Below are 25179 nucleotides of genomic sequence, written 5' to 3'. Positions count from 1 at the left end.
CGCCGGATGAGGAAGCGCTGATCAGACCCAGCGAAAAACTGCGCCAGCGTAGATCAGACAGACCAGCAGTGCGTAGGGCTGCGGTCCGACCGCAAGGCCGAGCCAGATCAAATTGATAAAGGCCGAGCCCAACAGCGTGATGAACAACCGATCACCACGGGTCGTTTCGATCCGAAGAACGCCAACACGCGGCGTTTCCGGAAATTTGATTGCAAGGATCGTAAAGATCACAAGCAGGGTCGCGATAACTGCAAAGAAAATTGCCGTCGGCGTTGTCCATGCCATCCATGCCATGTGCTTTCTCCTTGGTTATACGCGGCCTAGGGCAAAGCCCTTGGCGATGTAGTTACGTACGAAATAGATCACGAGAGCGCCGGGAATGATGGTCAGCACACCGGCCGCGGCCAGAACGCCCCAATCCATCCCGGAGGCCGAAACCGTCCGGGTCATCGTGGCCGCGATGGGCTTTGCATCGACCGAAGTCAGCGTGCGGCTAAGCAGCAGTTCGACCCACGAAAACATAAAGCAAAAGAACGCCGCGACACCGATCCCGCTGGCAATCAGCGGCGTAAAGATACGGATGAAAAAGCGTCCAAAGCTGTAACCATCAATATAGGCGGTTTCGTCGATTTCCTTTGGCACGCCGCGCATGAACCCTTCGAGGATCCAAACCGCCAGCGGTACATTGAACAGACAATGCGCCAATGCCACAGCGATATGCGTGTCGAACAAACCGACAGAGCTATAAAGCTGAAAGAAGGGCAGGGCGAAAACCGCAGGTGGTGCCATCCGGTTGGTCAGCAGCCAAAAGAACAGATGTTTATCACCTAGGAACGTGTATCTTGAAAACGCGTAGGCCGCAGGTAAGGCCACGACGATGCTGATAACCGTGTTCATCACGACGTAGATCATCGAATTGACGTAGCCCATGTACCAACTGGGGTCGGTCAAAATCTTAGTGTAGTTCGCAAAGGTTAGATCACGCGGCCAAAGAGAAAAGCCTCCCAAAATCTCGGCGTTGGTTTTCAGGCTCATGTTCAGCAGCCAGTAGATCGGCAAAAGCAAGAACAGCAGGTACAGCCCCATCACAACGGCAGAGCCATTAATTGGAAAGGATTTGCGCGTCGTTGCCGCAGGTGTCACTGTTTTTGCTCCTGAAATGGATTGTGTGCTTGCGTCAGTCATTACACACCGTCCCGTTTGTCGAGGTTGGTCATTACGGTGTAAAACACCCATGAAATCAACAAGATCACGAGGAAATACATGATCGAGAAAGCAGCCGCTGGGCCAAGGTCAAACTGACCCATCGCCATTTTCACAAGGTCAATCGACAGGAACGTCGTCGCATTGCCCGGCCCACCGCCGGTGACGACGAACGGCTCTGTGTAGATCATAAAGCTATCCATGAAACGCAGTAAGATCGCGATCATCAGAACACCGGCCATTTTTGGCAATTCAATGTAGCGAAAGACCTTCCAGCGCGATGCCTGATCAATTTTGGCAGCCTGATAATAGGCGTCGGGGATGGATTGCAGACCCGCATAGGCAAGTAGCGCAACCAAAGACGTCCAGTGCCACACATCCATCACGATCAATGTGGTCCAAGCCGCGATGAAATCTTGGGTGTAGTTGTAGGAAATCCCTAGTTTATCGAGCGTATATCCAAGAAGGCCGATATCAACCCGACCAAAAATTTGCCAAATCGTGCCCACAACGTTCCATGGGATCAGTAGGGGCAGGGACATCAGAACGAGACAAAAGCTCGCCCAGAACCCTTTTTTCGGCATGTTGAGCGCCACAAAAATGCCAAGCGGAATTTCGATCGCCAGAATGATTGCGGAAAAGGCCAACTGTCTTGTGAGCGCGTTCCACATACGTTCGGATTCGAGCATCTCGCGGAACCATTCGAGACCAGCCCAGAAGAACTGGTTATTCCCAAATGTGTCTTGGACCGAATAGTTCACAACGGTCATCAGCGGGATCACCGCCGAAAATGCGACCAGTACGAGGACAGGCAGGACCAGGAACCATGCTTTTTGATTAACAGTCTTGTTCATTACGCGGCCTCCTGCTGCGGTTGGACGCGCCAGTCGTCGGCGTAGACATTGATCCCTTGTGGATCAAAGGTGATCGCGTTTGTGTCGGTAGCGATATTCGCGCCTTCGTCAGCGATGGCCGCTATTTGCTGACCCGCGACGTCAAGGCGAACAATTTTGTGCCGACCGACATCTTCGATCCGTTGGATGCGAGCGGGAATGCCAGCGCCATTGGTCGCGAGTTGAATGAACTCTGGGCGAACGCCGACTTGGGTGTGCCCGGCCTTGGGCTGATAGCCAGCACCGAGATCGATTTGCGTCCCGGCAATTATGGCGCCTGATCCGCTGATTTCAGCGTCGAACAGGTTCATCCCCGGAGAGCCAATGAAATACCCTACAAATGTATGCGCTGGGCGCTCGAATAGCTCTTGAGGTGTGCCGATTTGGACTACCCGGCCATCGTACATCACCACAACTTTGTCAGCAAAGGTCAGTGCCTCTGTCTGGTCGTGGGTCACGTAAATCATCGTATGACCGAATTCGTGATGCAGAGCCTTGAGCTGCGTGCGCAGTTCCCATTTCATATGAGGGTCAATCACCGTCAACGGTTCGTCAAATAGCAGCGCGTTCACGTCCTCGCGGACCATCCCACGACCCAGCGAAATCTTTTGTTTCGCATCCGCAGTTAGGCCACGTGCCTTGCGGTTAAGCGCGGCTTCCATCCCGATCATTGCGGCAATTTTGTTGACGCGTTGCGCGATATAGGCGGGGTCTTCGCCACGGTTGCGTAGCGGAAACGCCAGATTGTCGCGAACGGTCATCGTGTCATAGACAACGGGAAACTGGAAAACCTGCGCAATGTTACGTTCTGCTGTTGGCGCATGTGTGACGTCTTGGTCGTTGAACAGGATGCGGCCTTGGCTTGGTGTCAAAAGCCCCGAAATGATATTCAGCAACGTCGACTTGCCACAGCCAGACGATCCCAAGAGCGCATATGCCTCGCCGTCAGTCCAATCGTGGTTAAGTTCCTTGAGTGCATAGTCATCTTCTCCGCCAGGGTTCGGGAGATAGGAATGCGCAAGGTTATCAAGCGTGATTTTTGCCATTTACGCGGCCTCCGCATAGGGGGCGGCTGACAAAAGCGCGCCGTCAGAAGAGAATATGTAGGCATGGGCTGGATCAAGATAGGTCATCAGCGGCTGTCCGATTTGCAGATCGCGAATGCCGTGGACCAAGCCGACCCAGCGATCACCGTGATGATCGAGGTGCACAAACGTTTCGGAGCCGGTGATTTCAGTTACCGTCAGCTTCGTTGCAAATTGGATCGGCTCTTGCCCATGCGGTTCCAGCTCTAGATGGTTTGGGCGGAACCCAGCCGTATATGTGCCATCTGGCAGGCCGGCGATCTGCGCAGGAGCAGGGGCACCGCCACCGTTTCCAAATTGGATGCGTTCACCGATCTTTGAGATCGACAGAAAATTCATAGGCGGATCAGAGAACACCCGCGCGGTCGTGGCATCAGCGGGGCTGCGATAAACCTTTGGCGTCTCGCCAAACTGCGTAATCCGGCCTTCCCACAATGTGGCGGTGTTTCCACCAAGCAAAAGCGCCTCTTCGGGTTCGGTCGTCGCATAGACAAAAATTGCGCCGGATTCTTCAAAAATACGTGGGATTTCCGCGCGCAGTTCTTCACGCAGTTTGTAGTCAAGGTTCGCGAGAGGTTCATCAAGCAACACAAGCCCGGCCTGCTTAACAAGCGCGCGCGCAAGAGCACAACGCTGCTGCTGTCCACCCGATAGTTCAAGCGGCTTGCGATCCAGCATTGGGGTCAGTTGCATCAGGTCGGCGGCCTCGCGGACGGCTTTGTCGATTTCGTTGTTGGATTTGCGCAGAAGGCGTAGCGGTGACGCGATGTTTTCGTAGACGGTCATCGACGGGTAGTTGATGAATTGCTGGTATACCATCGCGACTTTGCGGTCTTGGACGCGCACGCCGGTGACGTCCTTGTCCTCCCAATAGATCTTGCCCGCGCTGGGAACATCAAGCCCGGCCATCAACCGCATCAAAGACGTCTTGCCAGCCGAAGTCGGCCCTAGCAAAACGTTCATGGTGCCTTTCTGAAGCGTCAGATCAGTCGGAAAGATATGGGTCTTTCCTTCGACGATCTTTGACACTCCCTCCATCCTAAGCGTCATATTTTCTTTTCTCCCCCCGTGCGGTTCCTAGGCCCCGTCTTGCTCCAAGACGTCGGCCCGATTGGTCCGCATCCATTCATCAAGTGCCGATATTTCGTCGGCGGATAATCTGAGCCCCAGCTTACTGCGACGCCAAACAACGTCTTCGGCTGTGCGGGCAAATTCACTACGAATGAGCCAGCTCACTTCGGCTTCGTACAGATTTGCGCCAAAAAACGCGCCTAAGTCCGAAAGCGATGCCGCGTCTCCCAACACGCGGTTTGCCTCGGTGCCATAAGCGCGCGCCAAACGGCGCACATGCACGATATCCAAGAACGGGTAGGCCTGCGCCGTTTCGTTCACAAGCTGGTCAAACGCCGAAACCTCAAAATCACCACCTGGCAAAGGCACGCCCGCTGTCCAATCGTCTGATAGCTGTGGAAACAATGCCTTGACCTGTTCCATAGCACTTTCGGCAAGTCGCCGATAGGTGGTGATTTTCCCGCCGAACACATTCAAAACTGGTGCGCCGCCATTGCTGTCGACCTTGAGCGTATAGTCGCGTGTTGCAGCGGTGGCAGAGCTCGCACCATCATCATAAAGCGGACGCACGCCCGAATAGGACCAGACAACATCGTCAGCGCTGATGGGCTCGCGTAGGTATTGATTGACGAAAGCAATCAAATAGTCGCGTTCTGCATCGGTACACACAGGTTGCACCGATGGATCATCGTGGTCCGCGTCTGTGGTGCCGATCAGCGTGAAATCTGTTTCATAGGGTATCGTGAAAATAATCCGCCCGTCAGTACCCTGAAAGAAATAGCATTTGTCGTGATCGTATAGCTTTTTGGTGACGATATGGCTTCCGCGGACGAGCCTCACATCCTCTTTGCTATTGATGCGTATTTTTTGATGGATGATGTCGCCGACCCATGGGCCTGCTGCGTTAATCAACATGCGGGCGCGGGTTATCTTTGTCTCGTCGGTTTCCAAGTCTTGCGTGGTGATTTCCCACAAATCGTCAACACGCTCGGCCTTGAGAACTTTGGTGCGTGTCATGATCTTTGCACCGCGCGCTTGGGCGTCGCGGGCATTTAGAATAACCAGCCGAGAGTCTTCGATCCAGCAATCCGAATATTCGTAAGCTTTGGCGAATTTGTCATTGAGCGGGAACCCCTCTGGGCTACTGCGCAAATCCACGGTTGATGTGGCGGGCAGGATTTTGCGCCCACCTAGGTTATCGTACAAAAACAGGCCAAAGCGGATCAGCCAAGCCGGACGGCGGCCGCGCAGCCAAGGCATAAAAACGTTCAATAGCTTTGACGTTGGTGTGCTGCCTTCAAAGCGCATATCTTTGTGGTAGGGCAATACAAACCGCATCGGCCATGAAATATGAGGCATGGCGCGCAGCAGGGTTTCGCGCTCGATCAAGGCCTCGCGGACAAGCCGTACCTCGAAATACTCAAGATAGCGCAGGCCGCCGTGGAATAGTTTTGTCGAAGCAGAAGAAGTTGCTGATGCCAGATCTGACATCTCGGCAAGCGTCACCTGTAGGCCACGTCCAGCCGCATCGCGCGCAATGCCACAGCCGTTAATGCCTCCGCCGATTACGAATAAATCGCACAGGTTTTCTGATGCCTGAGAATTTGGCAACTGGCTCCCCCCTTACCAAGCGCCTAGTGATATCGAAAATTTATGCAGTGAGTCGCGGGTAAAAGAAAGTCATTTTTGTTCGTTTTTGTTCGATAATATTTAGAACGCTGATATAAAACGGAAAATTCTCTTTCGAAATGGAGACTTGAGGGTAATATCTGAACCGAAACCGAAAAAACCGAACAAATTCGAAGATACTGTTTGGTTTTTATCTGAGATCCGAACTATGATTGCCTACTAACCGCGCCAAGCAAAACCAAGGCGCGGCGATATGGGGTGGAGAATGGCTCAGACGTTTCGAGCACCGGAAATCATTGAAATTGCACGCCGCGAAGGCAAGGTGACCGTTGAAGGATTAGCCGAGCATTTTGGCGTCACGCTTCAAACGATCCGGCGCGATTTGACTGAACTGGCAGATGCTGGCCAGTTAGAGCGGGTTCACGGCGGGGCAATCTTACCTTCAAGCACGATTAACATCGGCTACGAAGATCGGCGCGTTCTGAATAACCAGCAAAAGGTGGATATCGCGCGCGCCTGCGCCCGCGAGGTGCCCGAAGACTGCTCTGTCTTTCTGAATATCGGCACAACGACCGAGGCGGTCGCCGCAGAACTTTTGCAGCATCGCAATTTGTTGGCAGTGACCAACAACATGAACGTCGCCAATACGCTTGCAAAAAATGCGGACTGTCAGGTTATCGTGACGGGCGGCAGCCTGCGCCGTTCAGACGGTGGGCTGGTCGGCAGCATTACCACCGACACGATCCGTAAGTTCAAATTTGACTACGCGATTATCGGCTGCTCTGCGCTGGATGACGACGGCGACCTTTTGGATTTCGACATTCACGAAGTGGGGGTGAGCCAGGCGATTATCGAACAATCGCGCCACGTGTTTGTCGTGACCGACCATACGAAATTCCACCGATCCGCGCCCGCCCGGATTGGTTCGCTTGCATCGGTGGATGCGTTGTTTACGGATCAGCCCGTGTCGGAAAGGCTTCAGGCGCGCTGCGACGATTGGGGAACCCGTGTCGTCGCGACGCAATCGGCTTAGGCCTTAACCCATGCGCTCGGATGCGTATGATCCGGGGGAGGCAGGGAATACCACCGTTTTATTGCCATTGAGGAAAACACGGCCATGGACATGGGCGTGGATCGCACGCGAGAAAACTTGTGCTTCGACATCTCGGCCAAGCGCAACATAATCGTTGTTGGATTGTGCATGCGTCACGCGCACGACGTCTTGTTCGATGATAGGGCCTTCGTCCAAATCGGCGGTGACATAGTGTGATGTTGCACCAATTAGTTTCACGCCTTTTTCAAACGCCTGCTTATAGGGGTTGGCACCCTTAAAGCTGGGCAAGAACGAATGGTGGATGTTGATGATCTTGCCAGACATTTTTTGACACATCTGGTCTGATAGAATCTGCATATACCGCGCGAGCACGATCAATTCGGCCTCTGTGTCCTCGACCACCTGCATGATCTGGGCTTCGGCCTCGGGTTTGTTTTCTTTTGTGACCTTAATGCAGTGGAACGGGATATCGTGGTTCACGACGACCTTTTGGTAGTCCATGTGGTTCGAAATCACCGCGACGATATCAATGGGCAATGCGCCGATTTTCCAACGATACAAAAGGTCGTTCAAACAGTGCCCAAAGCGGGACACCATGATGATCACCTTTGGCTTCACAGATTCGTCAAAGAACTCGGCCGTCATGTTGTATTTATCAACGATGGGTGCGAACCGTTCCTGAAGCTGCTCGAGCGTCACGCCCTCTTCTGAGCGAAAGCTGTTGCGCATGAAGAAGTTGCCCGTATCCGTATCGTCGAATTGCGCACTGTCGGTGATGTTGCAGCCTTGCTCGGTCAAAAAGGTCGAGGTTTCAGCAACGATCCCACGAGTGGATTTACATTGTACGCGAAGGGCAAAGTTGGTCATGGCAATAGTGCTCCGGCTTATTCAGACCGCGTTTGGTCGGGTTTGACGTTGGTGATAATGCCGATTGCGCTGCCTTGACTATATCAAAGCGACGCCTGAGGCGCTGGAATAGACACTTCTAGATTTCCGATCCGACACCTGCGTCGCGGATCAGATCAGATTTGGTGGACCCGCACGCTGTCACCGCAGACCTCGCGGGCGATATCAACCACATGCTGGTGATGGGTCAGATAGATGGCCTGTCCGCGATGGCCGATACGCTCCATCATTTTACATGCCGCTTTGGTGCGGTTTTCATCGAAGCTTTCGAAAATGTCGTCACCAAAGAATGGAAGGCTGGTGCCTTGTTGAACCAACTGTTCATAGGCGGCAGCACGCAGCGCGAGATATAGCTGTAGCCGTGTTGCCTTGGACATGTCACCGGCCTGTTTCGCACGACCGGCGTCATCAATCGCAATAAGCGTTTCGTTCGCCCCATCGGGTGTGGTTTGGAGCGTGGTATAGGCGCCATTCGTCAGGTCGCAAAACGCCTGTTGCGTTGCATCCATCATCGCGCTGCGGTGGCTGTCGCGGTAACGGCGTATCGCCTCTTGGGCCAACAGGTGCCCAGCCCGCAGTTCAGCATATCGCAAGGCGGTATCCTGCATCGCCAGCACAACAGTTGCCTTGCGTTCTGTCAATTCTGCGACAACGCCGTCGCCTGTCACCGATTGTAAATCTCGCTGGGCAGAGCCGCGCGCGGCAATGGCGGTTTGAAAATCACCTTCTGTCGTGTCGAGGTCAGATTGCAGTTGCGACACCAAAGCATCTAATTCGCTCGGCACAGCGGCTTCGATCTCGGCGCGCGCTTGGGCGGGGTCGGGGATATTTAGGTTTACGCCCAGCTGCGTTTCGAGATCAGTGATTTCACTGCGAAGTTGATTGGCCTTGTCGGCGTCACGCACCGCTGCGCGCAGATCATCAATTGTAATGGTCTGGACATGTTCGGGGAAGAGCCTGCCGATAGCATCAACCTGATCTGCAACTTCGCGAATTGTCGCTTTTGCCTGCTCAATTTCTTGTGCGGTTTTGGCGATGGTCTGGGTCAAATCGGCATGTTGAGTTTGGGCGGCTTGGCCTTCACGAAGTAAGCCAAGCAAAGCGGCGTAAGTCGCTAGCGGATCATCACCGCTATCATTCGCACCATGACGCGTTGCGAGTGTGTCCACCTGCTCAGCGAAATTAGATTGGTCTGCTTTCATCGTTGAAATCTGCCGTTCCAGACCCGTCGCAGCCTCGCCCAATTCACGCAACGTGCGCAGCGGTTCGATCGAGCGTTCAAGTTGTGCAGGCTGCACGGCTGATTTCAGATGTTTGGCTACAAATTGCTGCCAATCGTTGCTGGCCGCTTTGGCATGGGCGATACTGTCGCTGTATTGCTGATCACGCTGTTGTTTTTGTGTGTTCAGGTCGTCAAGGGCACGTTGATCACTCTTGTGACGCTCGCGGTGTTCGCGTGCACGCTCGGCCCGACGGTTTGCTTCGGATAGCAGCGTGTCGAAATCCGGTGTATCTAGATCAATATGCTTTGCGAGTGCGGCGATGAGGCGTTCTGCTTTGCCCAGCGTGTCTGCATGTGTTCTGCGGACCAGTTGCTCGTTTTGCGCAGCGTCATGCGCGACCACAACTCGCGCTACCCACTGGCGCAAGCTGTCCGGGGAAGGGGGCGTGTTCAATCCCATCTGCGATGCGATTTCGTGCAGTTCATCGAGCAAACCTTGCTGATCTTGCGTTTGGCGTTTGTGTCGATTTTCCAGCTCTTGAAGACGGGCAGCCGTTTCGTCGCGGTTTTGCGTAATTTGTCGCAATTGCCCAAGGTCGGCTGCTTGGCTTAGCCTTTGCTGGGCGATGTCATCCGTGTGCTTCAACGCGTCCTCAAAGGCGTCGGCAGAATGCGTATCTAGCGTGTCGCGGTGCGATTGCCAAAGCGCATCACGGCGCGCGATTTGATCGCGGGCGGTTGCGTCGTCGATCAGGCTCCCGTCTTGTTGCATCTGAAGGATACGCGCATTTTGGGCGGCCAGTTCGACACGTAGAGTGTCAATCTCTGACATGGTCGTGGTGATTTTTTGTGAAGTGTCAGCGTATCGTCCCACGATGGTATCGATATCGCTGGCGGGGACGACCAAGGTCGGGACAGTTTCAAATTCTTGACCCGCAATGGCCAGATCGGCCAGCGCATTGCGATACCGTTCATTCGCAGCGCGGATGGCTTCGCTCGCCTTTGCAAATGCCGGGGCAAGCCGATCGACAGAAAACCGATCTAGTATGTTCTGAATATCCTGATCGTCAGCATTATTTGCCGCATGCCCGCTCAGCGCATCGCGCGCTTGGGCAATCCGCGTGGCAAGCGTGTCGCGTTCTTTTGTCTGCTCCGCAAGCGTGCGATCCGCAGCAATCTTGGCTTGTCGTTTTAAATCCAAATCGGCCAGCACAGAGGCGGGTAGAACTAATTCTTGGGGCGGGCAAGACGCACCCAGTTCTATTGCTGCGCCTTGCATATCCGTTGCGATTTCTTGCAGTTTCGCGCGACGACGTGGCAAATCATTTTGGGCAGGGACATAGCGATTGCGCAAATCCTCAAGGTCATGAATGCCCATCTCTAGGGCTGGTAGATCGGCGCGAAGAACGATCTGGTCTAATGCGCCTTGGGCGTCTTTCTGTGTTGTCTCTAATCGCTCTAGGTTCTTTGTGGTTTCATGCTGTAGCAGTTGCATCTCCACGAGCTGATCAGTGGTGATTTCTAGGTCCCTGGGGAAATCGGCAAGCGGTTTGAGCTGCGCTTCGGCTTGAATGAGCTTGTGCAATAGCCCGATGCTGTTTTGCTTGGCCTTTGCTGCCGAAAGTTGGGCGGCGATCTCTTGGCGTTTTGCGCGAATGTCGGTCTCTGTCCGCGTGGCTTGTGCAAGGTCCTGGCGCAGTTTTTTGTAGGTCGCGGCGGGAACATCATTGGCGTTGATCTGCGCGGTCAGCTCTGCAAGCTCTTTCTTGAGAACGGCCATCTCGGATTTGCTGGCGCGCTTTAGGTAGAGGCTCTTGGCGTCCTGATCGACTTGATCAAGTACGGCGCTCAGATCACTGATCCCCGCCGCGGCAGAAAACAGCAGGCGACCAATATCACCCTTGCTGTTGGCGATCTCTTCGCCGCCCTGTTCGATGGTCTGGTCATCAAGGCAGAGCAGTTTACGATAGTCGACCATTTGCAACCCGCCGAGGTGGGCATCAATCGCGCTTTGAGCAAGAGTATTGCCGTTGGCGTCCACTAGCGATCCGCTACGCGTTGGCAGGCGACTGAACGATAGATCCCCGTTTGTGGTTTCAAATGTCCCCGAGACCCGCAAGTTTTTGCGCTGGTGCTGGAAATCATAGGGTTCACGTGCTGCGAACCCGTAGATCAGCCGAAGATATGCCTCCATCGTTGTGGTTTTACCGGCCTCATTCGGGCCGTGGATAATGTGAAAATCGGCGGCGCCTTCGCGGCGGGGACCAAAATCATAGGACTTGCCTGCGAAGTGTCCAAAGAAATCCAAGCTAAGTTGACGAAGACGCATTAATCCGAGGCCCCTTTCATAAGGGCAATCATTTGCGCGGCGCCAGTGTCTGACAGCTCTGCCGATAGTTTGCGTAAAGCAGACGGATCAGGCAAAAGATCTGATCGCGATTGCGCGGGTAACTCGGACAAAATTTGATCAACGATCGTGTCCAATTCCTTGGCGAAATTATCCTCTTGCTGGATTTCGGCCATCAGTCTTGCCAATTCATCGGTTGCGGTGCTGTTGCCAGCAATGACCGGAGCCTTGAGGTCAAATCGTAATTTGTCGATCCAAATGCGCCCTGTCTGGGCAGCGATGTCTTTGGCGGTTTCTGTCCACAGATGTTTGTCCCGCAAGAGTTCCCAGTGGCGCGCAGAGTTGCCGGTCAGGGTTAGACGCAAAATGGCATTTTCTGATGTGTTAGATGCAATCTCATTCAGGCTTGTCCGTAGAAGAGCGCGCATAGTGTCGTCATCTGTTGTTTCACTGACGTCGATGCTCTCTTCGCGAAAGATGACAGCAGAGGTTGGGATCTCCGACGCACTGATCGTTGAACCATCAATCTGGACAAGCGTGGCAGAGCCTTCACCTGCCTCGCCAATATCACGCCCCTGCGGAATACCGGGCATCACGATCCAAGGTGATTGGCTGTACACTTTGCGTTTGTGAATATGGCCAAGCGCCCAATAGTCATACCCGAAATTTCGCAGCTCGGCTTCACTACAGGGTGCGTAAGTGTCGTGACCTTCGGCCCCGGCAAGTGACGTATGCAGCATACCAATGTTGATCGCGTCGGGCACGGGCGTGCTAAATTTGTTGAGCAGGCTTTCGGGAGCATGTTTTCCGCTAAAGCTCACCCCGTGGACCCAGACGTTTGTATCGCCGATCTGTACTTTGCCGCCGCGCCCGTCAAAGATATGCACATGGGCGGGCAGAGTAAGTTCGCCGGTAAGAGGGTTTTCGGCGTCATGGTTTCCTTTGATGTAGAAAACTTGGACACCAGCGTCACCCAAGCGATCAAGCTGCCCGAGCAAGAAGGCTGCTGTCTTTGCGCTTCTTGCGGCGCCGTCGAATAGATCGCCTGCGATCAATAGGGCACAGACATCTTGGGCGATTGCGGCATCAACGATGCGCGTAAATGCCGTGCGCGTCGCAGTTTGCACAACGTCGCGCATTGTCTCGTCGCGTAGGGCCAGCGATTTGAGCGGTGAATCAAGATGCAAATCGGCGGTGTGTAAGATGCGGATCAAATGGGGTCTCCTTGCCGCAAACTTGCGTGGTTTTCACACAAAGCGCAATGCGATCACCGCAGGCGATAGGCCCTTTGTGCATTTGCGCCGAAAATGGAATGGGCGTTCTCGCCTGCGTAGTCCTGCACCATATCGTGCCAAGCGGAATAGCCGACGGCGCTGGTGGCGACGGGCCAATCGCTTCCCCAAATCAGGCGCGTTGCGTCGAAACTGTCGATCAAATGAGCGATGTAAGGGGCCAGATCGGCTGGTGTCCAATCAGAACGCGCCTCTGTCGCAAGGCCAGAGAGTTTGCAAAATACCTGTTCATTTCGTGCCAGTCCTGCGATGTCAGCGGCCCATTCGTCGAACTGAGCATTGCGAATATCCGGCTTTGCCCCGTGATCAATGACGACACGCAAATTAGGGTGTCGCTGGATAAAGGTGTTCAAGACCTTTAGGTGTTGAGGCAATACCAACGCGTCAAAGGTCAGATCATGCGCGATCATCGCGTCAACCGCTGCCCCAACCGAAGGGCGTAGCATCCATTGGTTATCAGGAATGTCTTGGATCATTGGGCGCAAACCGCATAGCTTAGGATGTTGGGCGAATTTCGCGATTTGTTGCGTTGCATCACTATGATCAAAGTCGACCCAGCCGACGACGCCCAAGACAAAGGGGTGCTGATCCGCAATCGACAGCAGATATTCAGTCTCTGCAATAGTGGGGGCGGCTTGGACCAATAGGGTGCCATCAACCCCACATTGCTTAAGAAGTGGTATTAGATCAGAGGGGCCATAATCCCGATAAAGCGCGCGTAAATCAGGAGTCAGCCAGCCATAGTCCCCGCGCGACAGTTTCCAAAAATGCTGATGCGCGTCGATCTTCATGATCCGATTACGCCTTTGGTGAGTATGATGTTCCCATAAAGTCGCGTTTCCCCAGTTTGCACCACGGCAAAGGCCTTGGCTGCGCGATCATAAAAGGCAAATCGTTCAAGTGTACCGACGGAATGGTTTGGAATAAGCGTACGAAAGGTTGCGACAATTTCGGGAACGGCGTCCGGTTCGTTGACGACCTGCATTGTATGCGCTGGCGTCGTGACAAAATTGTCCAAGGGCATAAGGCCCACGATTGCCTTGAGCACATCAGTTGCGCTGATCCCGTCGAGGCGCAGACAGCGGGGGCCTAGCCCTTCGGCCGGAAAATTGGCGTCCGCAATGACAATCTCGTCGCCGTGCCCCATTGCGCGTAAAGTCCATAATAGATCAGGTGATAGGATCGGCGGGATGTTATATAGCATCTTCGTTTCCTTTTGGCGTAGGCGCGTCATCGCGGATGAGTCCGGCAGACTTAAGATCGGTCCAAAGTCCGCTTGGGATAGGCATATCGAAAAGCGCAACGTTGTTTGCGATTTCGTCGGGGGTCGCGGCCCCTGGTATAACGCTACGGACAGCGGGGTGCCCCATGACGAATTGCAAAGCCGCAGCGATCAGCGGGACGTCATGTGTCGCGCATATCTGTTCAATTTGTTGCACGCGTTCGATGATTTCAGGCGGTGCAGGTGCGTAGTTGTAGCGTGCGCCGGGGGTCGCCCCGGTGGCAAGGATACCCGAATTATACGGTCCACCCAGAATGATCCCCACATCATCAGATACGCAGCGCGGTAAAAAGCTATCTAGGGCTTCTTGTTCCAATAGGGTGTAACGACCAGCCAGCAGAAAGCAGTCAAAGGGTGCCTCTTGCATCAGTTTTTCGCAGATGCGCCAATCATTCACGCCCGCGCCGATCGCGCCAATTTCACCAGAGCTGCGCAATTCGTCCAATGCCGTGTAGCCACCATGGCAAAACAAATCATTCAAATGCTTGTCCGAAACGGCCTGACCATGCGTGCCGGGATCAATGTCGTGCAACAGCAATATGTCCGGTTTGCGTTCACCCAACCGATGCATGCTCGCTAGATAGCTGCGCATAATTCCGTCATAGGAGTAGTCGAACGAAACCCGTCGAGCGGGCACATTGACGAACATTTCAGGTGTCGCTTCGTTTGGCGGGCAATCGGTGAGAATACGACCAACTTTGGTAGAGAGCACAATATCATCACGGTCATGCAATGCGCGTCCGATCCGTTCTTCTGACAGGCCGAGACCATAAAATGGCGCAGTATCAAAATAGCGAATGCCAGCGTCGATTGCCGCCTCCAACGTCGCCTTGGCGGTGTCTTCGCTCATTTCTTGGTAAAGGTTGCCCAAAGGCGCGCTGCCAAATCCCATCGTGGTCAGATTGATCGGTCGCTGCGTGCGGCTATTCAGCGAGTGAGACCTTTGAACGTGCATGTCATCTCCTGAGGGCTATCGGAAATAGTCTGGGTGCTGTTTTTCAAGCGGTTCGATCCGGTTGATCAATTGCCCAAGGTGAAAACGCATGGCGCTTCCGGCCGTGTCGGGATCTTGCGCGCGGATCGCGTCAAGAATGGCAGTATGCTCTTTGATTGTTTCGGCGGGGCGCCCTGTCTCGGGTAGAACTAGCATTCTGACACGGCGCAATTGCAACGCAAGTTGACCGGCGATTGCGGCGACTGATCGAAATCCCGTAAATTCCAGCAACATCTTGTGAAAGGCTTCGTCAGCTTCAAAAAATCCGTGAAAATCCTGATCCTCGACGAGCAGCCCTTGCAGACGCAGGTTCCGCGTCAACTGGGCAAGCTGTTCGTCGGTGCGGATCGTTGCGACCCGCTTGACGGCAGCGACTTCGACAGCATCACGCAAAAAACACTCTTCGCGGATTTCATCGAGCGAAAACCGCGTGACGCGCGTGGCAGACTGCGGGATCACATCAACCAACCCATCGCCCGACAATCGCGTTAGCGCCTCTGCCACGGGCGAGCGCGAAACACCAAATTGCTCACAAATCGCTGCTTTGCGTAAAACTGCGCCGGGTTCCAGTTTCATGTCCAGAATGGCAGTGCGCAGTGCGGTATAGACCCGTTGCGACAGTGGGCCGTCGAGCTGTTCAATATCCGTCAAAGCATCCACGTTGATATTTGTGATCTGGGCCAATTTCTTCTCCAACTTCAACTGACATGTTAGTTGACATATGCAACATGTAAAGCTAATTGTGATTTTGTTTTAACGAAATTCTATATGCCAGCATAGGACGCCAGTATGCCCCAAGTGATCTGCCTTCACGACGACGATAATATCGTGATCGCCCTTGCAGATTTGAAAGCTGGTACAACGGTTCCCGGTGTCGCCGTGCCATTGGTGCAGTCGGTACAACAGGGGCACAAAATCGCGCGTAGACCCATTGCCGCCGGTCACAAAGTTATCCGCTACGGGCAAACCATTGGTCAGGCAAAGCAGGACATCGCTGCAGGTGAACACGTGCATGTGCAGAACCTTGGCATGGGCGAGCACGCGCAAGATTACGCATTCGCAAGCGAAGTACGCGAGCTGCCACCAATCAAAGAAGAGCGCACCTTCTTGGGTTATCCTCGTGCGGACGGTCGGGTTGGAACGCGCAATTATATTGGCATCCTCACTTCGGTGAACTGCTCGGGCTCGGTGGCCAAATTCATCGCCGAAGCGGCAGATAAGACTGGCTTGCTTGATGCCTATCCTAATGTGGACGGCATCGTTCCAATCACACATGGCACGGGCTGTGGCATGTCGGGCGAGAACGAAGGTTATGATGCGCTCTTTCGCACCCTGTCTGGCTATGCCTGTCACCCCAACTTTGGGGGGATCCTGTTAATTGGTCTCGGGTGCGAGGTGATGCAGCTCTCCGCGCTGGTGGATGGACGCCCTATTCGGGCCGATGGCGCATTGCGCTATATGACGATCCAACAAGAGGGCGGCACACGCAAGACCATCGAAAAAGGGCTTGAGCAACTTCACGGTGTGGCGGCCCTCGCGAATGAGGTCGCGCGAGCACCCGCCCCGGTATCCAAGATAACTGTAGGCATGCAATGTGGCGGCTCGGATGGCTATTCTGGGATTACGGCGAACCCGGCTTTGGGGGCCGCGTCGGATTTGCTGGTCCGGCACGGCGGTACAACGATCCTATCCGAGACATCTGAAATCTACGGGGCAGAGCATCTTTTGACGCGGCGGGCGGTCTCGGCTGCGGTCGGACAAAAGCTGATTGATCGTGTGCATTGGTGGGAGGACTACTGTGCGCGTAACGGTGGTGAGATGGATAATAACCCCAGCCCCGGCAACAAGCGCGGCGGGCTTACAACGATTTTAGAAAAATCGTTGGGTGCTGTCGCCAAGAGTGGCAGCGCCCCTTTGTCCGATGTTTACAAATTCGCCGAAAAGATCACCACGTCAGGGTTTGTCTTTATGGATAGCCCTGGATTTGATCCCTGTTCTGTGACGGGACAGGTGGCCTCTGGCGCGAATCTGATCGCATTTACGACAGGCCGCGGTTCTGTGTCAGGCTACATGCCCACACCGGGGATCAAGATCGCAACGAATAGCGAAATGTATGCCCGCCTGTCTGACGATATGGATATGAATTGTGGTGATATCGTTACTGATGGCGTCTCGATCGAGGAAAAGGGACGCGATCTATTTGAATTATTCATTCGGGTTGCGTCGGGGGAAAAAACCAAAAGCGAAGAGCTAGGCTATGGCGGGGTGGAGTTCGTGCCATGGCAAATCGGAGCCGTCATGTAAGCATAAGTCGGGGGGAGCCGTGTATGCGTTTAAGAGACAAAACAATTTTGATTACAGCAGCCGGGCAAGGAATGGGCCATGCTGCCGCTATTGCCTGCGCAAGCGAGGGCGCCAAAGTCATCGCGACAGACCTCAATGCAGATACCTTAGCAACGTTGCGCGATATTGACGGCATCGAAACGCGGGTGTTTGACGTGACCGATGCACAGGCGACCTTAGACATTGCTCAGGATTTGCCGGATCTCGATTGCCTGTTCAATTGCGCTGGCATCGTTCATCACGGCACGATTTTGGATGTTTCGGACGAAGACTGGGAACGCTCGGTCAATGTGAATGTGACCTCAATGTTGCGGATCAGCCGGGCATTCATTCCGGGAATGTTACGTCAGGCTGGACAGACGGGAACCGCCTCGATCCTGAATATGTCTTCAATGGCGTCATCGATTAAGGGCTTTCCGCACCGGACGGCTTATGGGGCAACCAAAGCTGCTGTACTGGGCCTGACCAAGGCGATCGCCGCCGATTTCGTGCAGTCTGGGCTGCGTTGCAATGCGCTTTGTCCCGGAACGGTGGATACTCCTTCACTTCGTGGGCGCATTGCGGCTGCCTCTGATCCGGTGCAGGCGGAAAAGGATTTTATCGCGCGTCAGCCAATGGGGCGGCTTGCCACAGTCGAAGACATGACGCCAACGATCATTCATCTCTTGTCCGACGATAGCCGATTTGTCACCGGGCAGGCCGTTTCAGTTGATGGGGGCGTCACGATTTAGACGTTTTGCAACGGTTTGGGAGGGCCGGCGCAAATGACGAAACTTGTTGAAATGACGGGTATCGAAAAGAGGTTCCCGGGGGTTCACGCCCTTAAGAACGTTCAATTCGATCTCAATGCGGGCGAAGTCCACGCGTTGATGGGGGAAAACGGCGCTGGAAAATCCACGCTGATGAAAATCTTGTCAGGGGTGTATCACCGCGACGGCGGAACTGTGCGTATCGCGGGCTTTGCGGGTGCACCAGATACACCACGCGCGGCTCAAGACATGGGGATCGGCATCATCCACCAAGAGCTGAGCCTGATGAACGATCTAACGGCTGCGCAGAATGTCTTTATCGGACGCGAACCGCGCCGCCGTTTTGGACGGTTGGACGAAAAAGCATTGAATGCGCAGACCGCTGAGATATTCGCGTCAATGCATCTGGATATTGATCCGCGCGCGCGCGTCGGAGAACAAACTATCGCGCGGCAACAGCTGATCGAAATCGCCAAGGCGCTGTCCTACCGCCCGCGCGTGCTGATCATGGATGAACCCACAGCTGCGTTGAATGATGCCGAAATCGCAGAGCTATTCGCAGTTATTGCCCGTCTTAAGGCTGACGGCGTTGGGATTATTTATATCAGCCACAAGATGGATGAAATCAAACGCATTGCTGATCGCGTGACAGTGATGCGCGATGGTGCGTGGATCGACACGCTGGATGCGGCGCAGACGCCTCTTTCCAAGATTATCGAGCTGATGGTCGGGCGCGAAGTGCACGATCAGCCACCGCAAATCCCGAAGCTTGCGCAAGCAGAGGTCGCGCTCGCGGTGCGTAACCTTAGCCGCGGCCGAGAGCTTCACGATGTGAGTTTCGACGTGAAAAAGGGCGAAATCCTAGGGTTTGCTGGGCTGATGGGCGCAGGCAGAACCGAGGTCGCCCGCGCCATCTTTGGTGCAGACCCACGTGATAGCGGCGAGATTTTTGTGCATGGCGCGCGATGCGATATTCGCACCCCTGCCGATGCAGTTGGCGCGGGCATTGGCTATCTGTCCGAGGACCGCAAGCATTTCGGCTTGGCGACGGATATGACAGTGCGCGCAAATATTGCGATGGCATCGCTTGCGCGGTTTACCTCGCGGGCAGGGGTGTTGGACGAACACGCGATGCGCCAAACGGCGCAGTCTTATATTACGAAACTTGGCATTCGCACCCCTTCGGATCAGCAGGATGTGCGGCTTTTGTCGGGGGGTAATCAGCAAAAGGTGGTGATCGCCAAATGGCTCTTGCGAGACTGCGATATTCTCATCTTTGACGAGCCGACACGCGGCATTGATGTGGGCGCAAAGTCAGAGATTTACCGCCTGCTCGAAGAGCTCGCCGCGCAGGGCAGGGCGATCATTGTAATCAGTTCTGAACTGCCCGAAGTCATGCGCCTGAGCCACCGTATCGCCGTCATGTGCGAGGGGCGCCTGACGGGCATTTTGCCCGGCGGATCAACCACAACCCAAGAAGATATCATGGAACTAGCGACGCAGCGCGACATGCAGGCTGCGCGCGTCGGAGGATAAGATGACAGTAATCACTTCACCCCAAGACCCGACCGTGGTTAGCCGGATTGTCAGCGCCTTGACCCATCAACGCGTTCTGGCATTCGCGTCGCTGATCGTTTTGCTCATCGTGTTTTCATTGGCGTCGCCGAACTTCATGCAGATGTCGAACATGATCGCGATATTGCAGGCGACTTCGGTGAATGGTGTTCTGGCGATTGCCGCGACCTTGGTGATTATTACGGGGGGCATTGATCTGTCGGTTGGCACCATGATGACGTTTTGCGCCGTTATGGCAGGTGTTGTGCTGACCAAAGCAGGGCTACCCATGCCTTTGGGGATTATCGCGGCGATTGGTACGGGTGCATTTTGCGGCATGTGTTCAGGCACATTTGTCGCCAAGCTAAAGATCCCGCCATTCATTGCGACCCTCGGCATGATGCTGATCCTCAAGGGCCTCAGCCTCGTCATCTCTGGAACGCGGCCGATCTATTTCAACGATACGCCTGGCTTTGATCAAATTTCTCGGGGGTCATTGATCGGTGAAGTTATCCCATTTCTGCCTATTCCGAACGGGGTTTTGATCTTGTTCATCGTTGCAGGTGCAGCGGCCTATATCCTGAGCCGTACGGTGTTAGGGCGGTATTGCTTTGCGCTGGGATCAAACGAAGAGGCCGTCCGCCTTTCGGGGGTAAATACAGACCGTTGGAAAATTGCGATCTACGCGTTGGCAGGCGCGATTGTGGGGATCGGTGGTTTGCTGATTGCGTCACGTTTGAATTCTGCGCAGCCGGCGCTCGGGCTAGGTTACGAGCTAGAGGCCATCGCTGCCGTTGTGATTGGCGGGACCTCATTATCAGGTGGGAGAGGCACCATCATCGGTACGCTGATTGGGGCGCTGATTATGGCGGTATTGACCAACGGTCTGCGTGTGCTGTCCGTGGCGCAGGAATGGCAGACCGTGGTGACGGGCATCATTATTATCTTGGCTGTTTACGCCGATATGATGCGTCGCCGCAAAACGAATTAAAGCACTACGAGACGACCAAACAACAGTGGAGGAGGAAAACATGTTGTTACGCCGTACGTTTATGGGGGCGCTGGGCGCCGCAGCCTTATTAGGGCAGCCAACAATTGCGCAGGATGAACTTTTTATCCCGCTGGTCTCAAAAGGGTTCCAGCACCAGTTCTGGCAGGCTGTGCAAGCCGGGGCAGAGCAAGCCGCCGCAGAAGAAGGTGTGCGCATCACTTTCGAAGGCCCCGACAACGAGACCATGGTCGACCGGCAGATTGATATGCTGGCGGCTGCCCTTGCCAATAGTCCAGCGGCGATTGGGTTTGCCGCACTTGATAGCCAAGCAGCGATCCCATTGCTGCGACAGGCGGCGGATGCAGGCATTCCGGTAGTGGCCTTTGATAGCGGTGTGGACAGCGATATTCCGGTCACGACTGCGACAACCGACAACCGCGCTGCCGCAGCGCTGGCAGCCGATAAGATGGCAGAGCTGATTGGCGGCTCTGGAACCGTCGCGGTTGTTGCTCACGATCAAACCAGTCGCACAGGGATCGACCGCCGGGATGGTTTTCTAGATCAGATTGCGGCCAATTACCCCGAAATTGAGGTGGTCACGGTCCAATACGGTCAGGGCGATCAGTTGCAGTCGACCGAAGTCGCCAAGGCGATCCTCGTTGCGAACCCTGATTTGGATGGGATGTTTGGCACGAACGAAGGATCTGCCATTGGTGTGGTGAACGCGGTGCGCGAATTGGGCACCCAAGGGGTGACCATCATTGGCTATGACTCGGGTAAGGCGCAAACAGACGCCATTCGTGACGGTTTGATGGCGGGCGCAATTACCCAAAACCCGGTTGGGATCGGTTACGAAACGGTCAAAGCAGCGGTCGCCGCAACCAAGGGTCAAGACCTGCCTGCGGTGATCGACACTGGGTTCTACTATTACGATCAATCTAACATTGATAACGCTGAAATTCAGGCCGTTCTCTACGATTGATTGCTTTCAAGAAACGGCCCGTTATTGTCAGCGGGCCGTCACACTATTGCGAAAGGGCAAAGATGAAGCTGTTACGTTACGGGCCTGCGGGTCAGGAAAAGCCGGGGCTGCTGGACGACGAGGGGCGCGTGCGTGATCTCTCTGGTGTCGTTCAGGATATCTCAGGTGATGCGCTGACCACCGAAGGGATGTCTAAGCTCAGCGGGCTTGATATTTCGGCCCTTCCGATTGTGCCGGGAACACCCCAAGATAGTCTGCGGCTTGGTCCCTGCGTTGGAAACATTGGCAAGTTTATTTGCATCGGATTGAACTATGCCGATCACGCCGCAGAAAGCGGTTTAGAGGTGCCGCCAGAACCCGTTGTCTTTAATAAATGGACCTCGGCAGTTGTTGGCCCAGATGATGATGTGCGTATCCCGCGCGGTTCGGTGAAAACCGATTGGGAGGTCGAGTTGGGCGTCGTGATCGGAACTGGCGGGTCTTACATCGACGAGGCCGACGCGATGAAACATGTCGCTGGTTTTTGCGTGGTGAACGACGTGTCAGAACGTGAATACCAAATCGAACGCTCGGGAACCTGGGACAAGGGCAAAGGGTGCGATACATTTGGCCCAACGGGTCCATGGCTTGTGACACCTGATGAGGTTAGCGATTACGACAACCTGCCCATGTGGCTAGAGATTGATGGCAAGCGTTATCAAGACGGATCAACCGCCACGATGGTCTACAAAGTACCATTCTTGATTTCCTATCTCAGCCAATTCATGTCGTTGCAGCCGGGTGATGTGATCTCAACGGGCACACCGCCTGGTGTGGGGATGGGGCAAAAGCCACCAGTGTACCTAAAGGGTGGCGAAACCATGCGCCTCGGGATTGAGGGGCTTGGTGTCCAAACGCAGTCGGTTGTAAATTCTTAATCAATTCGAGATTACACAGGGCCCCTTCGCAGATTGTGCGCGGGGGCCTTTGCCATCCTTTCGGCTGCCTTTGTCAAAATCAATTTGAGACGCATTAATCGGAGCAGTGAATGCAATTTGAAAAGTTTGAACAGTCGCCTTTCTCGCTCGATTCCGAGGCGATTGATTGGGTAAAGGCAGCATTTTCCGCACTGTCTAACGACGATAAATTGAGGCAGCTCTTCAATCTGCGATGCCCTGGCGACAATGCCAAACTGATGGCCCAAGCGATGGCGTTTCGGCCCGGCGGGATTACCCGCATGCTTAGCGGTGATGCACAGGCGGAACGCGCCTTTATCGCGAAGTTCAACAAAATTGTGCCAACACCGCTGCTTGTCTCTGCCGATCTCGAAGGGTCGCGCATGGGGCTGCCTGATGGTGCAGAATGGCCCAACCCGCTGTCATTGGCGGCGATTGATGATTTGGATATTACTAAAGAAGTTAGTCGACGCATGGCGCAAGAGGCAGCCGCTTCTGGCATTAACTGGAGCTTTACGCCGGTTCTCGACATTAACCATGCCTTTCGTAGCGCGATTGTAGCGACCCGCGGATTCGGCTCCGATGTGGATACGATTGAAAAACATGCCATTGCTCAGATGGAAGTGTTCCAAGAGCATGGCATCGGGGCGACGGTGAAACATTGGCCGGGCGAAGGATACGACGACCGCGATCAGCATCTCGTCACCACAATAAATCCGCTGTCGATGGATGATTGGAAGCAAAGCTTTGGGCGGCTGTATCAGGCAGCGATTGATCGAGGTGCGATGTCGGTCATGTCGGCACATATTGCCTTGCCTGCCTACGCGAACCAGGGCGACAATTCGCCAGAGGCATATCGCCCGGCATCGATCAGTAAGCTGTTAACAACGCAGCTATTGCGCGTAGAAATGGGGTTCAACGGGCTTGTCGTGTCTGATGCAACGTCAATGGCGGGCCTCGGGTCGTGGTCACATCGCAAGGATTATCTACCCGAGCTGATCAGCAGTGGCTGCGATGTTATCTTGTTTTCAGACAATCCAGAGCAAGATCTGGGCTATCTGCGTGCCGCATTGGAGGACGGCAGACTAACGTGGGATCGGATCAATGATGCGGTCGCGCGGCAATTGGCAATGAAAGCAGCGCTTGGCCTACATCAAAAGGCCGCCCCGCTTGCGCGGGTCGATCGCCAAGCCAACATTTCCTATGCGGCTGACGTCGCGTTGATGGCACCGACACTGGTGAAAGACGTGCAGGACAATTTGCCGCTAAGTCCTAAGAAACATCGACGTGTCTTGGTGTTCTCTGGCGGGATTGTATTTCCGTTTGTGCCTGATCCGCTGCCCTTTGTGCTGCCTGATCTATTGGTTGGCGCAGGATTTCAGGTCACGATCTACACGCCAGGGATGGAGGTATCTCCCAGTCAGTATGATCTGGTGCTTTACCTATTCGGTGATGAGACGCTGCTAACACGCGGACGCATTTTCTTGGATTGGTTGTCACTGACCGGTGATTTTGGCGTCGCGATGCAGCGGTTTTGGCACGAAATACCGACTGTGATGATCTCATTTGGCTATCCCTACATGCTCTATGATGCGCCGCGTGTGCCGACTTATATCAATGCCTACTCAACGACCGAAACGACACAGCATGCAGTCTTTCAATTGCTATTGGGCAAGAAAGACTGGAATGAAAACAATCCGGTAGACCCATTTGTGGGGCTGGGGGACGCAAAGTTTTAGCGGGATGAGGTCTTTTACCCCATCTGTCGACTTATTGACCTGCGCGTTTTGCACTGCGATAGCTGAATAAATTCAGTTTTTCGCTGATTGCGTTTTTCGTGCAAAGGTCCGTCGAGATGAAACTTACTGTTCCGACATTGAATTCATGTGACGACTGCCCCATCCGTTTTAACGCGGTGTGTTCCAAATGCGAACCAAACGAGATGCGTGAACTGGAGCAGATCAAGTATTATCGTTCATTTTCCGCAGGCCAGCCGATTTTCTTTGCAGGTGATCCGCTTGAATTTGTGGCGTCGATTGTCTCTGGCGTTTCAAGCCTGACACGCACAATGCCCGATGGACGCGTGCAGATGGTGGGGCTTTTGCTGCCCGGCGATTTCATGGGGCGTCCCCATCGCGATACGATTGAATGCGATGTGGTTGCTGAAACCGATATGATGCTGTGCTGTTTCAGGCGTAAACCGTTTGAAAAGCTGATCGATGATACCCCACATGTCGGCCAGCGTTTGCTTGAGATGACGCTCGACGAATTGGACGCGGCGCGCGAATGGATGCTGGTCTTGGGGCGCAAAACAGCGCGGGAAAAAATTGCGTCATTGCTGTATATGATCGCGACCCGCATGGCGAAGCTTTCGGAAAAGACGCAAGACAAAGCTACGTTTACCCTGCCGATCACACGCGAAACCATGGCGAACTATCTGGGCCTTACAATCGAAACGGTAAGCCGCCAAATGTCCGCGTTGAAACGTGAGGGGCTGATCGCGTTTACGGATCGGCGCGATATTACCGTTCCTGATATTGATGCCTTGCGTGCGGAAACCGGCGAAGATTTCTGAAATCTTGCCAGTCGAAAACGCGATGTTTGACAATTGGCAAGGGTGGACGCCTTCCGTGTTCCTCCCAAAACG

General features: G+C 54.3%; 22 protein-coding genes. 9 read left to right on the top strand and 13 right to left on the bottom strand.

The genetic code is table 11. From position 1 onward, the window contains the following. Nucleotides 1–21: 21 nt before the first annotated feature. Genes TW80_RS15475 through glpD form a run of 6 tightly spaced genes read right to left on the bottom strand, consistent with a single transcriptional unit; the run spans nucleotide 22 to nucleotide 5863 of the window. Nucleotides 22–294: a DUF2160 domain-containing protein gene (locus TW80_RS15475; protein WP_045998353.1), complete on the bottom strand. Its 273-nt coding sequence runs from the start codon at nucleotides 292–294 to the stop codon at nucleotides 22–24. Nucleotides 295–309: 15 nt separating this feature from the next. Beyond that, nucleotides 310–1185 carry a carbohydrate ABC transporter permease gene (locus TW80_RS15470; protein WP_239450570.1) on the bottom strand — a complete coding sequence of 292 codons (876 nt, stop codon included), beginning with the start codon at nucleotides 1183–1185 and terminating at the stop codon, nucleotides 310–312. Next, entirely contained in the window at nucleotides 1185–2057 is an 873-nt protein-coding gene (locus tag TW80_RS15465; protein ID WP_045998352.1) for a carbohydrate ABC transporter permease, read from the bottom strand. The genes TW80_RS15470 and TW80_RS15465 overlap by 1 nt, the downstream gene beginning before the upstream one ends. Continuing rightward, a complete protein-coding gene (locus TW80_RS15460) occupies nucleotides 2057–3142 on the bottom strand; it encodes an ABC transporter ATP-binding protein (protein ID WP_045998351.1) in 1086 nt (361 codons plus the stop codon). The genes TW80_RS15465 and TW80_RS15460 overlap by 1 nt, the downstream gene beginning before the upstream one ends. Beyond that, nucleotides 3143–4231 (bottom strand): ABC transporter ATP-binding protein, encoded by a 1089-nt coding sequence (locus tag TW80_RS15455; protein ID WP_045998350.1) that lies wholly within the window; start codon nucleotides 4229–4231, stop codon nucleotides 3143–3145. It abuts the gene before it with no gap. Between the two features lie 27 nt (nucleotides 4232–4258). Next, nucleotides 4259–5863 carry a glycerol-3-phosphate dehydrogenase gene (glpD, locus tag TW80_RS15450; protein WP_045998349.1) on the bottom strand — a complete coding sequence of 535 codons (1605 nt, stop codon included), beginning with the start codon at nucleotides 5861–5863 and terminating at the stop codon, nucleotides 4259–4261. A gap of 283 nt (nucleotides 5864–6146) precedes the next feature. Between glpD and TW80_RS15445 the strand changes: the two genes are divergently transcribed. Next, nucleotides 6147–6914, top strand: coding sequence for a DeoR/GlpR family DNA-binding transcription regulator (locus TW80_RS15445; protein ID WP_045998348.1), 768 nt, complete (start codon nucleotides 6147–6149; stop codon nucleotides 6912–6914). Between the two features lie 3 nt (nucleotides 6915–6917). On the opposite strand, the gene purU is transcribed toward TW80_RS15445, so the two are convergent. From purU to TW80_RS15410, 7 genes are all read right to left on the bottom strand, one after another. After that, nucleotides 6918–7802 carry a formyltetrahydrofolate deformylase gene (gene purU, locus TW80_RS15440; protein WP_045998347.1) on the bottom strand — a complete coding sequence of 295 codons (885 nt, stop codon included), beginning with the start codon at nucleotides 7800–7802 and terminating at the stop codon, nucleotides 6918–6920. 155 nt (nucleotides 7803–7957) lie between these two features. Then, on the bottom strand, nucleotides 7958–11392 hold the full coding sequence (locus TW80_RS15435) for a YhaN family protein (protein WP_045998346.1): 3435 nt from the start codon (nucleotides 11390–11392) through the stop codon (nucleotides 7958–7960). Then, nucleotides 11392–12624, bottom strand: a complete 1233-nt coding sequence (locus TW80_RS15430; protein ID WP_052701023.1) for a metallophosphoesterase family protein — start codon at nucleotides 12622–12624, stop codon at nucleotides 11392–11394. The genes TW80_RS15435 and TW80_RS15430 overlap by 1 nt, the downstream gene beginning before the upstream one ends. 53 nt (nucleotides 12625–12677) lie before the next feature. Continuing rightward, nucleotides 12678–13493, bottom strand: a complete 816-nt coding sequence (locus TW80_RS15425) for an amidohydrolase family protein (RefSeq protein ID WP_045998345.1) — start codon at nucleotides 13491–13493, stop codon at nucleotides 12678–12680. Then, nucleotides 13490–13906 carry an RbsD/FucU family protein gene (locus TW80_RS15420; protein ID WP_045998344.1) on the bottom strand — a complete coding sequence of 139 codons (417 nt, stop codon included), beginning with the start codon at nucleotides 13904–13906 and terminating at the stop codon, nucleotides 13490–13492. Before TW80_RS15420 ends, TW80_RS15425 begins: the two co-directional genes overlap by 4 nt. After that, entirely contained in the window at nucleotides 13896–14939 is a 1044-nt protein-coding gene (locus tag TW80_RS15415; protein ID WP_045998343.1) for an aldo/keto reductase, read from the bottom strand. Before TW80_RS15415 ends, TW80_RS15420 begins: the two co-directional genes overlap by 11 nt. 15 nt (nucleotides 14940–14954) lie before the next feature. Beyond that, nucleotides 14955–15662 carry a GntR family transcriptional regulator gene (locus TW80_RS15410; protein ID WP_239450569.1) on the bottom strand — a complete coding sequence of 236 codons (708 nt, stop codon included), beginning with the start codon at nucleotides 15660–15662 and terminating at the stop codon, nucleotides 14955–14957. A 105-nt stretch (nucleotides 15663–15767) separates the two neighbouring features. Between TW80_RS15410 and TW80_RS15405 the strand changes: the two genes are divergently transcribed. The 8 genes from TW80_RS15405 to fnrL all read left to right on the top strand — a co-directional run bounded on the left by TW80_RS15405 (nucleotide 15768) and on the right by fnrL (nucleotide 25107). Next, entirely contained in the window at nucleotides 15768–17282 is a 1515-nt protein-coding gene (locus tag TW80_RS15405) for a UxaA family hydrolase (protein WP_045998342.1), read from the top strand. A 23-nt stretch (nucleotides 17283–17305) separates the two neighbouring features. Continuing rightward, a complete protein-coding gene (locus TW80_RS15400; RefSeq protein WP_045998341.1) occupies nucleotides 17306–18052 on the top strand; it encodes an SDR family oxidoreductase in 747 nt (248 codons plus the stop codon). Between the two features lie 33 nt (nucleotides 18053–18085). Then, nucleotides 18086–19606, top strand: coding sequence for a sugar ABC transporter ATP-binding protein (locus TW80_RS15395; protein ID WP_045998340.1), 1521 nt, complete (start codon nucleotides 18086–18088; stop codon nucleotides 19604–19606). A gap of 1 nt (nucleotide 19607) precedes the next feature. Then, nucleotides 19608–20615: an ABC transporter permease gene (locus TW80_RS15390; protein WP_045998339.1), complete on the top strand. Its 1008-nt coding sequence runs from the start codon at nucleotides 19608–19610 to the stop codon at nucleotides 20613–20615. Between the two features lie 40 nt (nucleotides 20616–20655). After that, complete coding sequence (locus tag TW80_RS15385; RefSeq protein ID WP_045998338.1) at nucleotides 20656–21597, top strand: ABC transporter substrate-binding protein; 942 nt, start codon at nucleotides 20656–20658, stop codon at nucleotides 21595–21597. A 62-nt stretch (nucleotides 21598–21659) separates the two neighbouring features. Further along, nucleotides 21660–22514, top strand: coding sequence for a fumarylacetoacetate hydrolase family protein (locus TW80_RS15380; protein WP_045998337.1), 855 nt, complete (start codon nucleotides 21660–21662; stop codon nucleotides 22512–22514). 110 nt (nucleotides 22515–22624) lie between these two features. Next, nucleotides 22625–24271, top strand: coding sequence for a glycoside hydrolase family 3 protein (locus TW80_RS15375; RefSeq protein WP_045998336.1), 1647 nt, complete (start codon nucleotides 22625–22627; stop codon nucleotides 24269–24271). Between the two features lie 116 nt (nucleotides 24272–24387). Further along, entirely contained in the window at nucleotides 24388–25107 is a 720-nt protein-coding gene (fnrL, locus tag TW80_RS15370) for a transcriptional regulator FnrL (RefSeq protein ID WP_045998335.1), read from the top strand. The last annotated feature ends 72 nt before the right edge of the window (nucleotides 25108–25179 follow it).

Origin of the sequence: Loktanella sp. S4079 (assembly GCF_000967725.1) — a bacterium.
Taxonomy (GTDB): Bacteria; Pseudomonadota; Alphaproteobacteria; order Rhodobacterales; family Rhodobacteraceae; genus Yoonia.
This window is presented reverse-complemented; position numbering and strand designations above follow the sequence as displayed.

What these genes read in the sequence shown, in the direction of transcription:
- TW80_RS15385 (WP_045998338.1), top strand. Translation starts at nt 20,656, where the DNA reads ATGTTGTTACGCCGTACGTTTATGGGGGCGCTGGGCGCCGCAGCCTTA.
- TW80_RS15395 (WP_045998340.1), top strand. Translation starts at nt 18,086, where the DNA reads ATGACGAAACTTGTTGAAATGACGGGTATCGAAAAGAGGTTCCCGGGG.
- TW80_RS15400 (WP_045998341.1), top strand. Translation starts at nt 17,306, where the DNA reads ATGCGTTTAAGAGACAAAACAATTTTGATTACAGCAGCCGGGCAAGGA.
- TW80_RS15420 (WP_045998344.1), bottom strand. Translation starts at nt 13,906, where the DNA reads ATGCTATATAACATCCCGCCGATCCTATCACCTGATCTATTATGGACT.
- fnrL (WP_045998335.1), top strand. Translation starts at nt 24,388, where the DNA reads ATGAAACTTACTGTTCCGACATTGAATTCATGTGACGACTGCCCCATC.
- TW80_RS15455 (WP_045998350.1), bottom strand. Translation starts at nt 4,231, where the DNA reads ATGACGCTTAGGATGGAGGGAGTGTCAAAGATCGTCGAAGGAAAGACC.
- TW80_RS15460 (WP_045998351.1), bottom strand. Translation starts at nt 3,142, where the DNA reads ATGGCAAAAATCACGCTTGATAACCTTGCGCATTCCTATCTCCCGAAC.
- TW80_RS15425 (WP_045998345.1), bottom strand. Translation starts at nt 13,493, where the DNA reads ATGAAGATCGACGCGCATCAGCATTTTTGGAAACTGTCGCGCGGGGAC.
- TW80_RS15375 (WP_045998336.1), top strand. Translation starts at nt 22,625, where the DNA reads ATGCAATTTGAAAAGTTTGAACAGTCGCCTTTCTCGCTCGATTCCGAG.
- TW80_RS15380 (WP_045998337.1), top strand. Translation starts at nt 21,660, where the DNA reads ATGAAGCTGTTACGTTACGGGCCTGCGGGTCAGGAAAAGCCGGGGCTG.
- TW80_RS15435 (WP_045998346.1), bottom strand. Translation starts at nt 11,392, where the DNA reads ATGCGTCTTCGTCAACTTAGCTTGGATTTCTTTGGACACTTCGCAGGC.
- TW80_RS15390 (WP_045998339.1), top strand. Translation starts at nt 19,608, where the DNA reads ATGACAGTAATCACTTCACCCCAAGACCCGACCGTGGTTAGCCGGATT.
- purU (WP_045998347.1), bottom strand. Translation starts at nt 7,802, where the DNA reads ATGACCAACTTTGCCCTTCGCGTACAATGTAAATCCACTCGTGGGATC.
- TW80_RS15415 (WP_045998343.1), bottom strand. Translation starts at nt 14,939, where the DNA reads ATGCACGTTCAAAGGTCTCACTCGCTGAATAGCCGCACGCAGCGACCG.
- TW80_RS15475 (WP_045998353.1), bottom strand. Translation starts at nt 294, where the DNA reads ATGGCATGGATGGCATGGACAACGCCGACGGCAATTTTCTTTGCAGTT.
- TW80_RS15470 (WP_239450570.1), bottom strand. Translation starts at nt 1,185, where the DNA reads ATGACTGACGCAAGCACACAATCCATTTCAGGAGCAAAAACAGTGACA.
- TW80_RS15405 (WP_045998342.1), top strand. Translation starts at nt 15,768, where the DNA reads ATGCCCCAAGTGATCTGCCTTCACGACGACGATAATATCGTGATCGCC.
- TW80_RS15445 (WP_045998348.1), top strand. Translation starts at nt 6,147, where the DNA reads ATGGCTCAGACGTTTCGAGCACCGGAAATCATTGAAATTGCACGCCGC.
- TW80_RS15465 (WP_045998352.1), bottom strand. Translation starts at nt 2,057, where the DNA reads ATGAACAAGACTGTTAATCAAAAAGCATGGTTCCTGGTCCTGCCTGTC.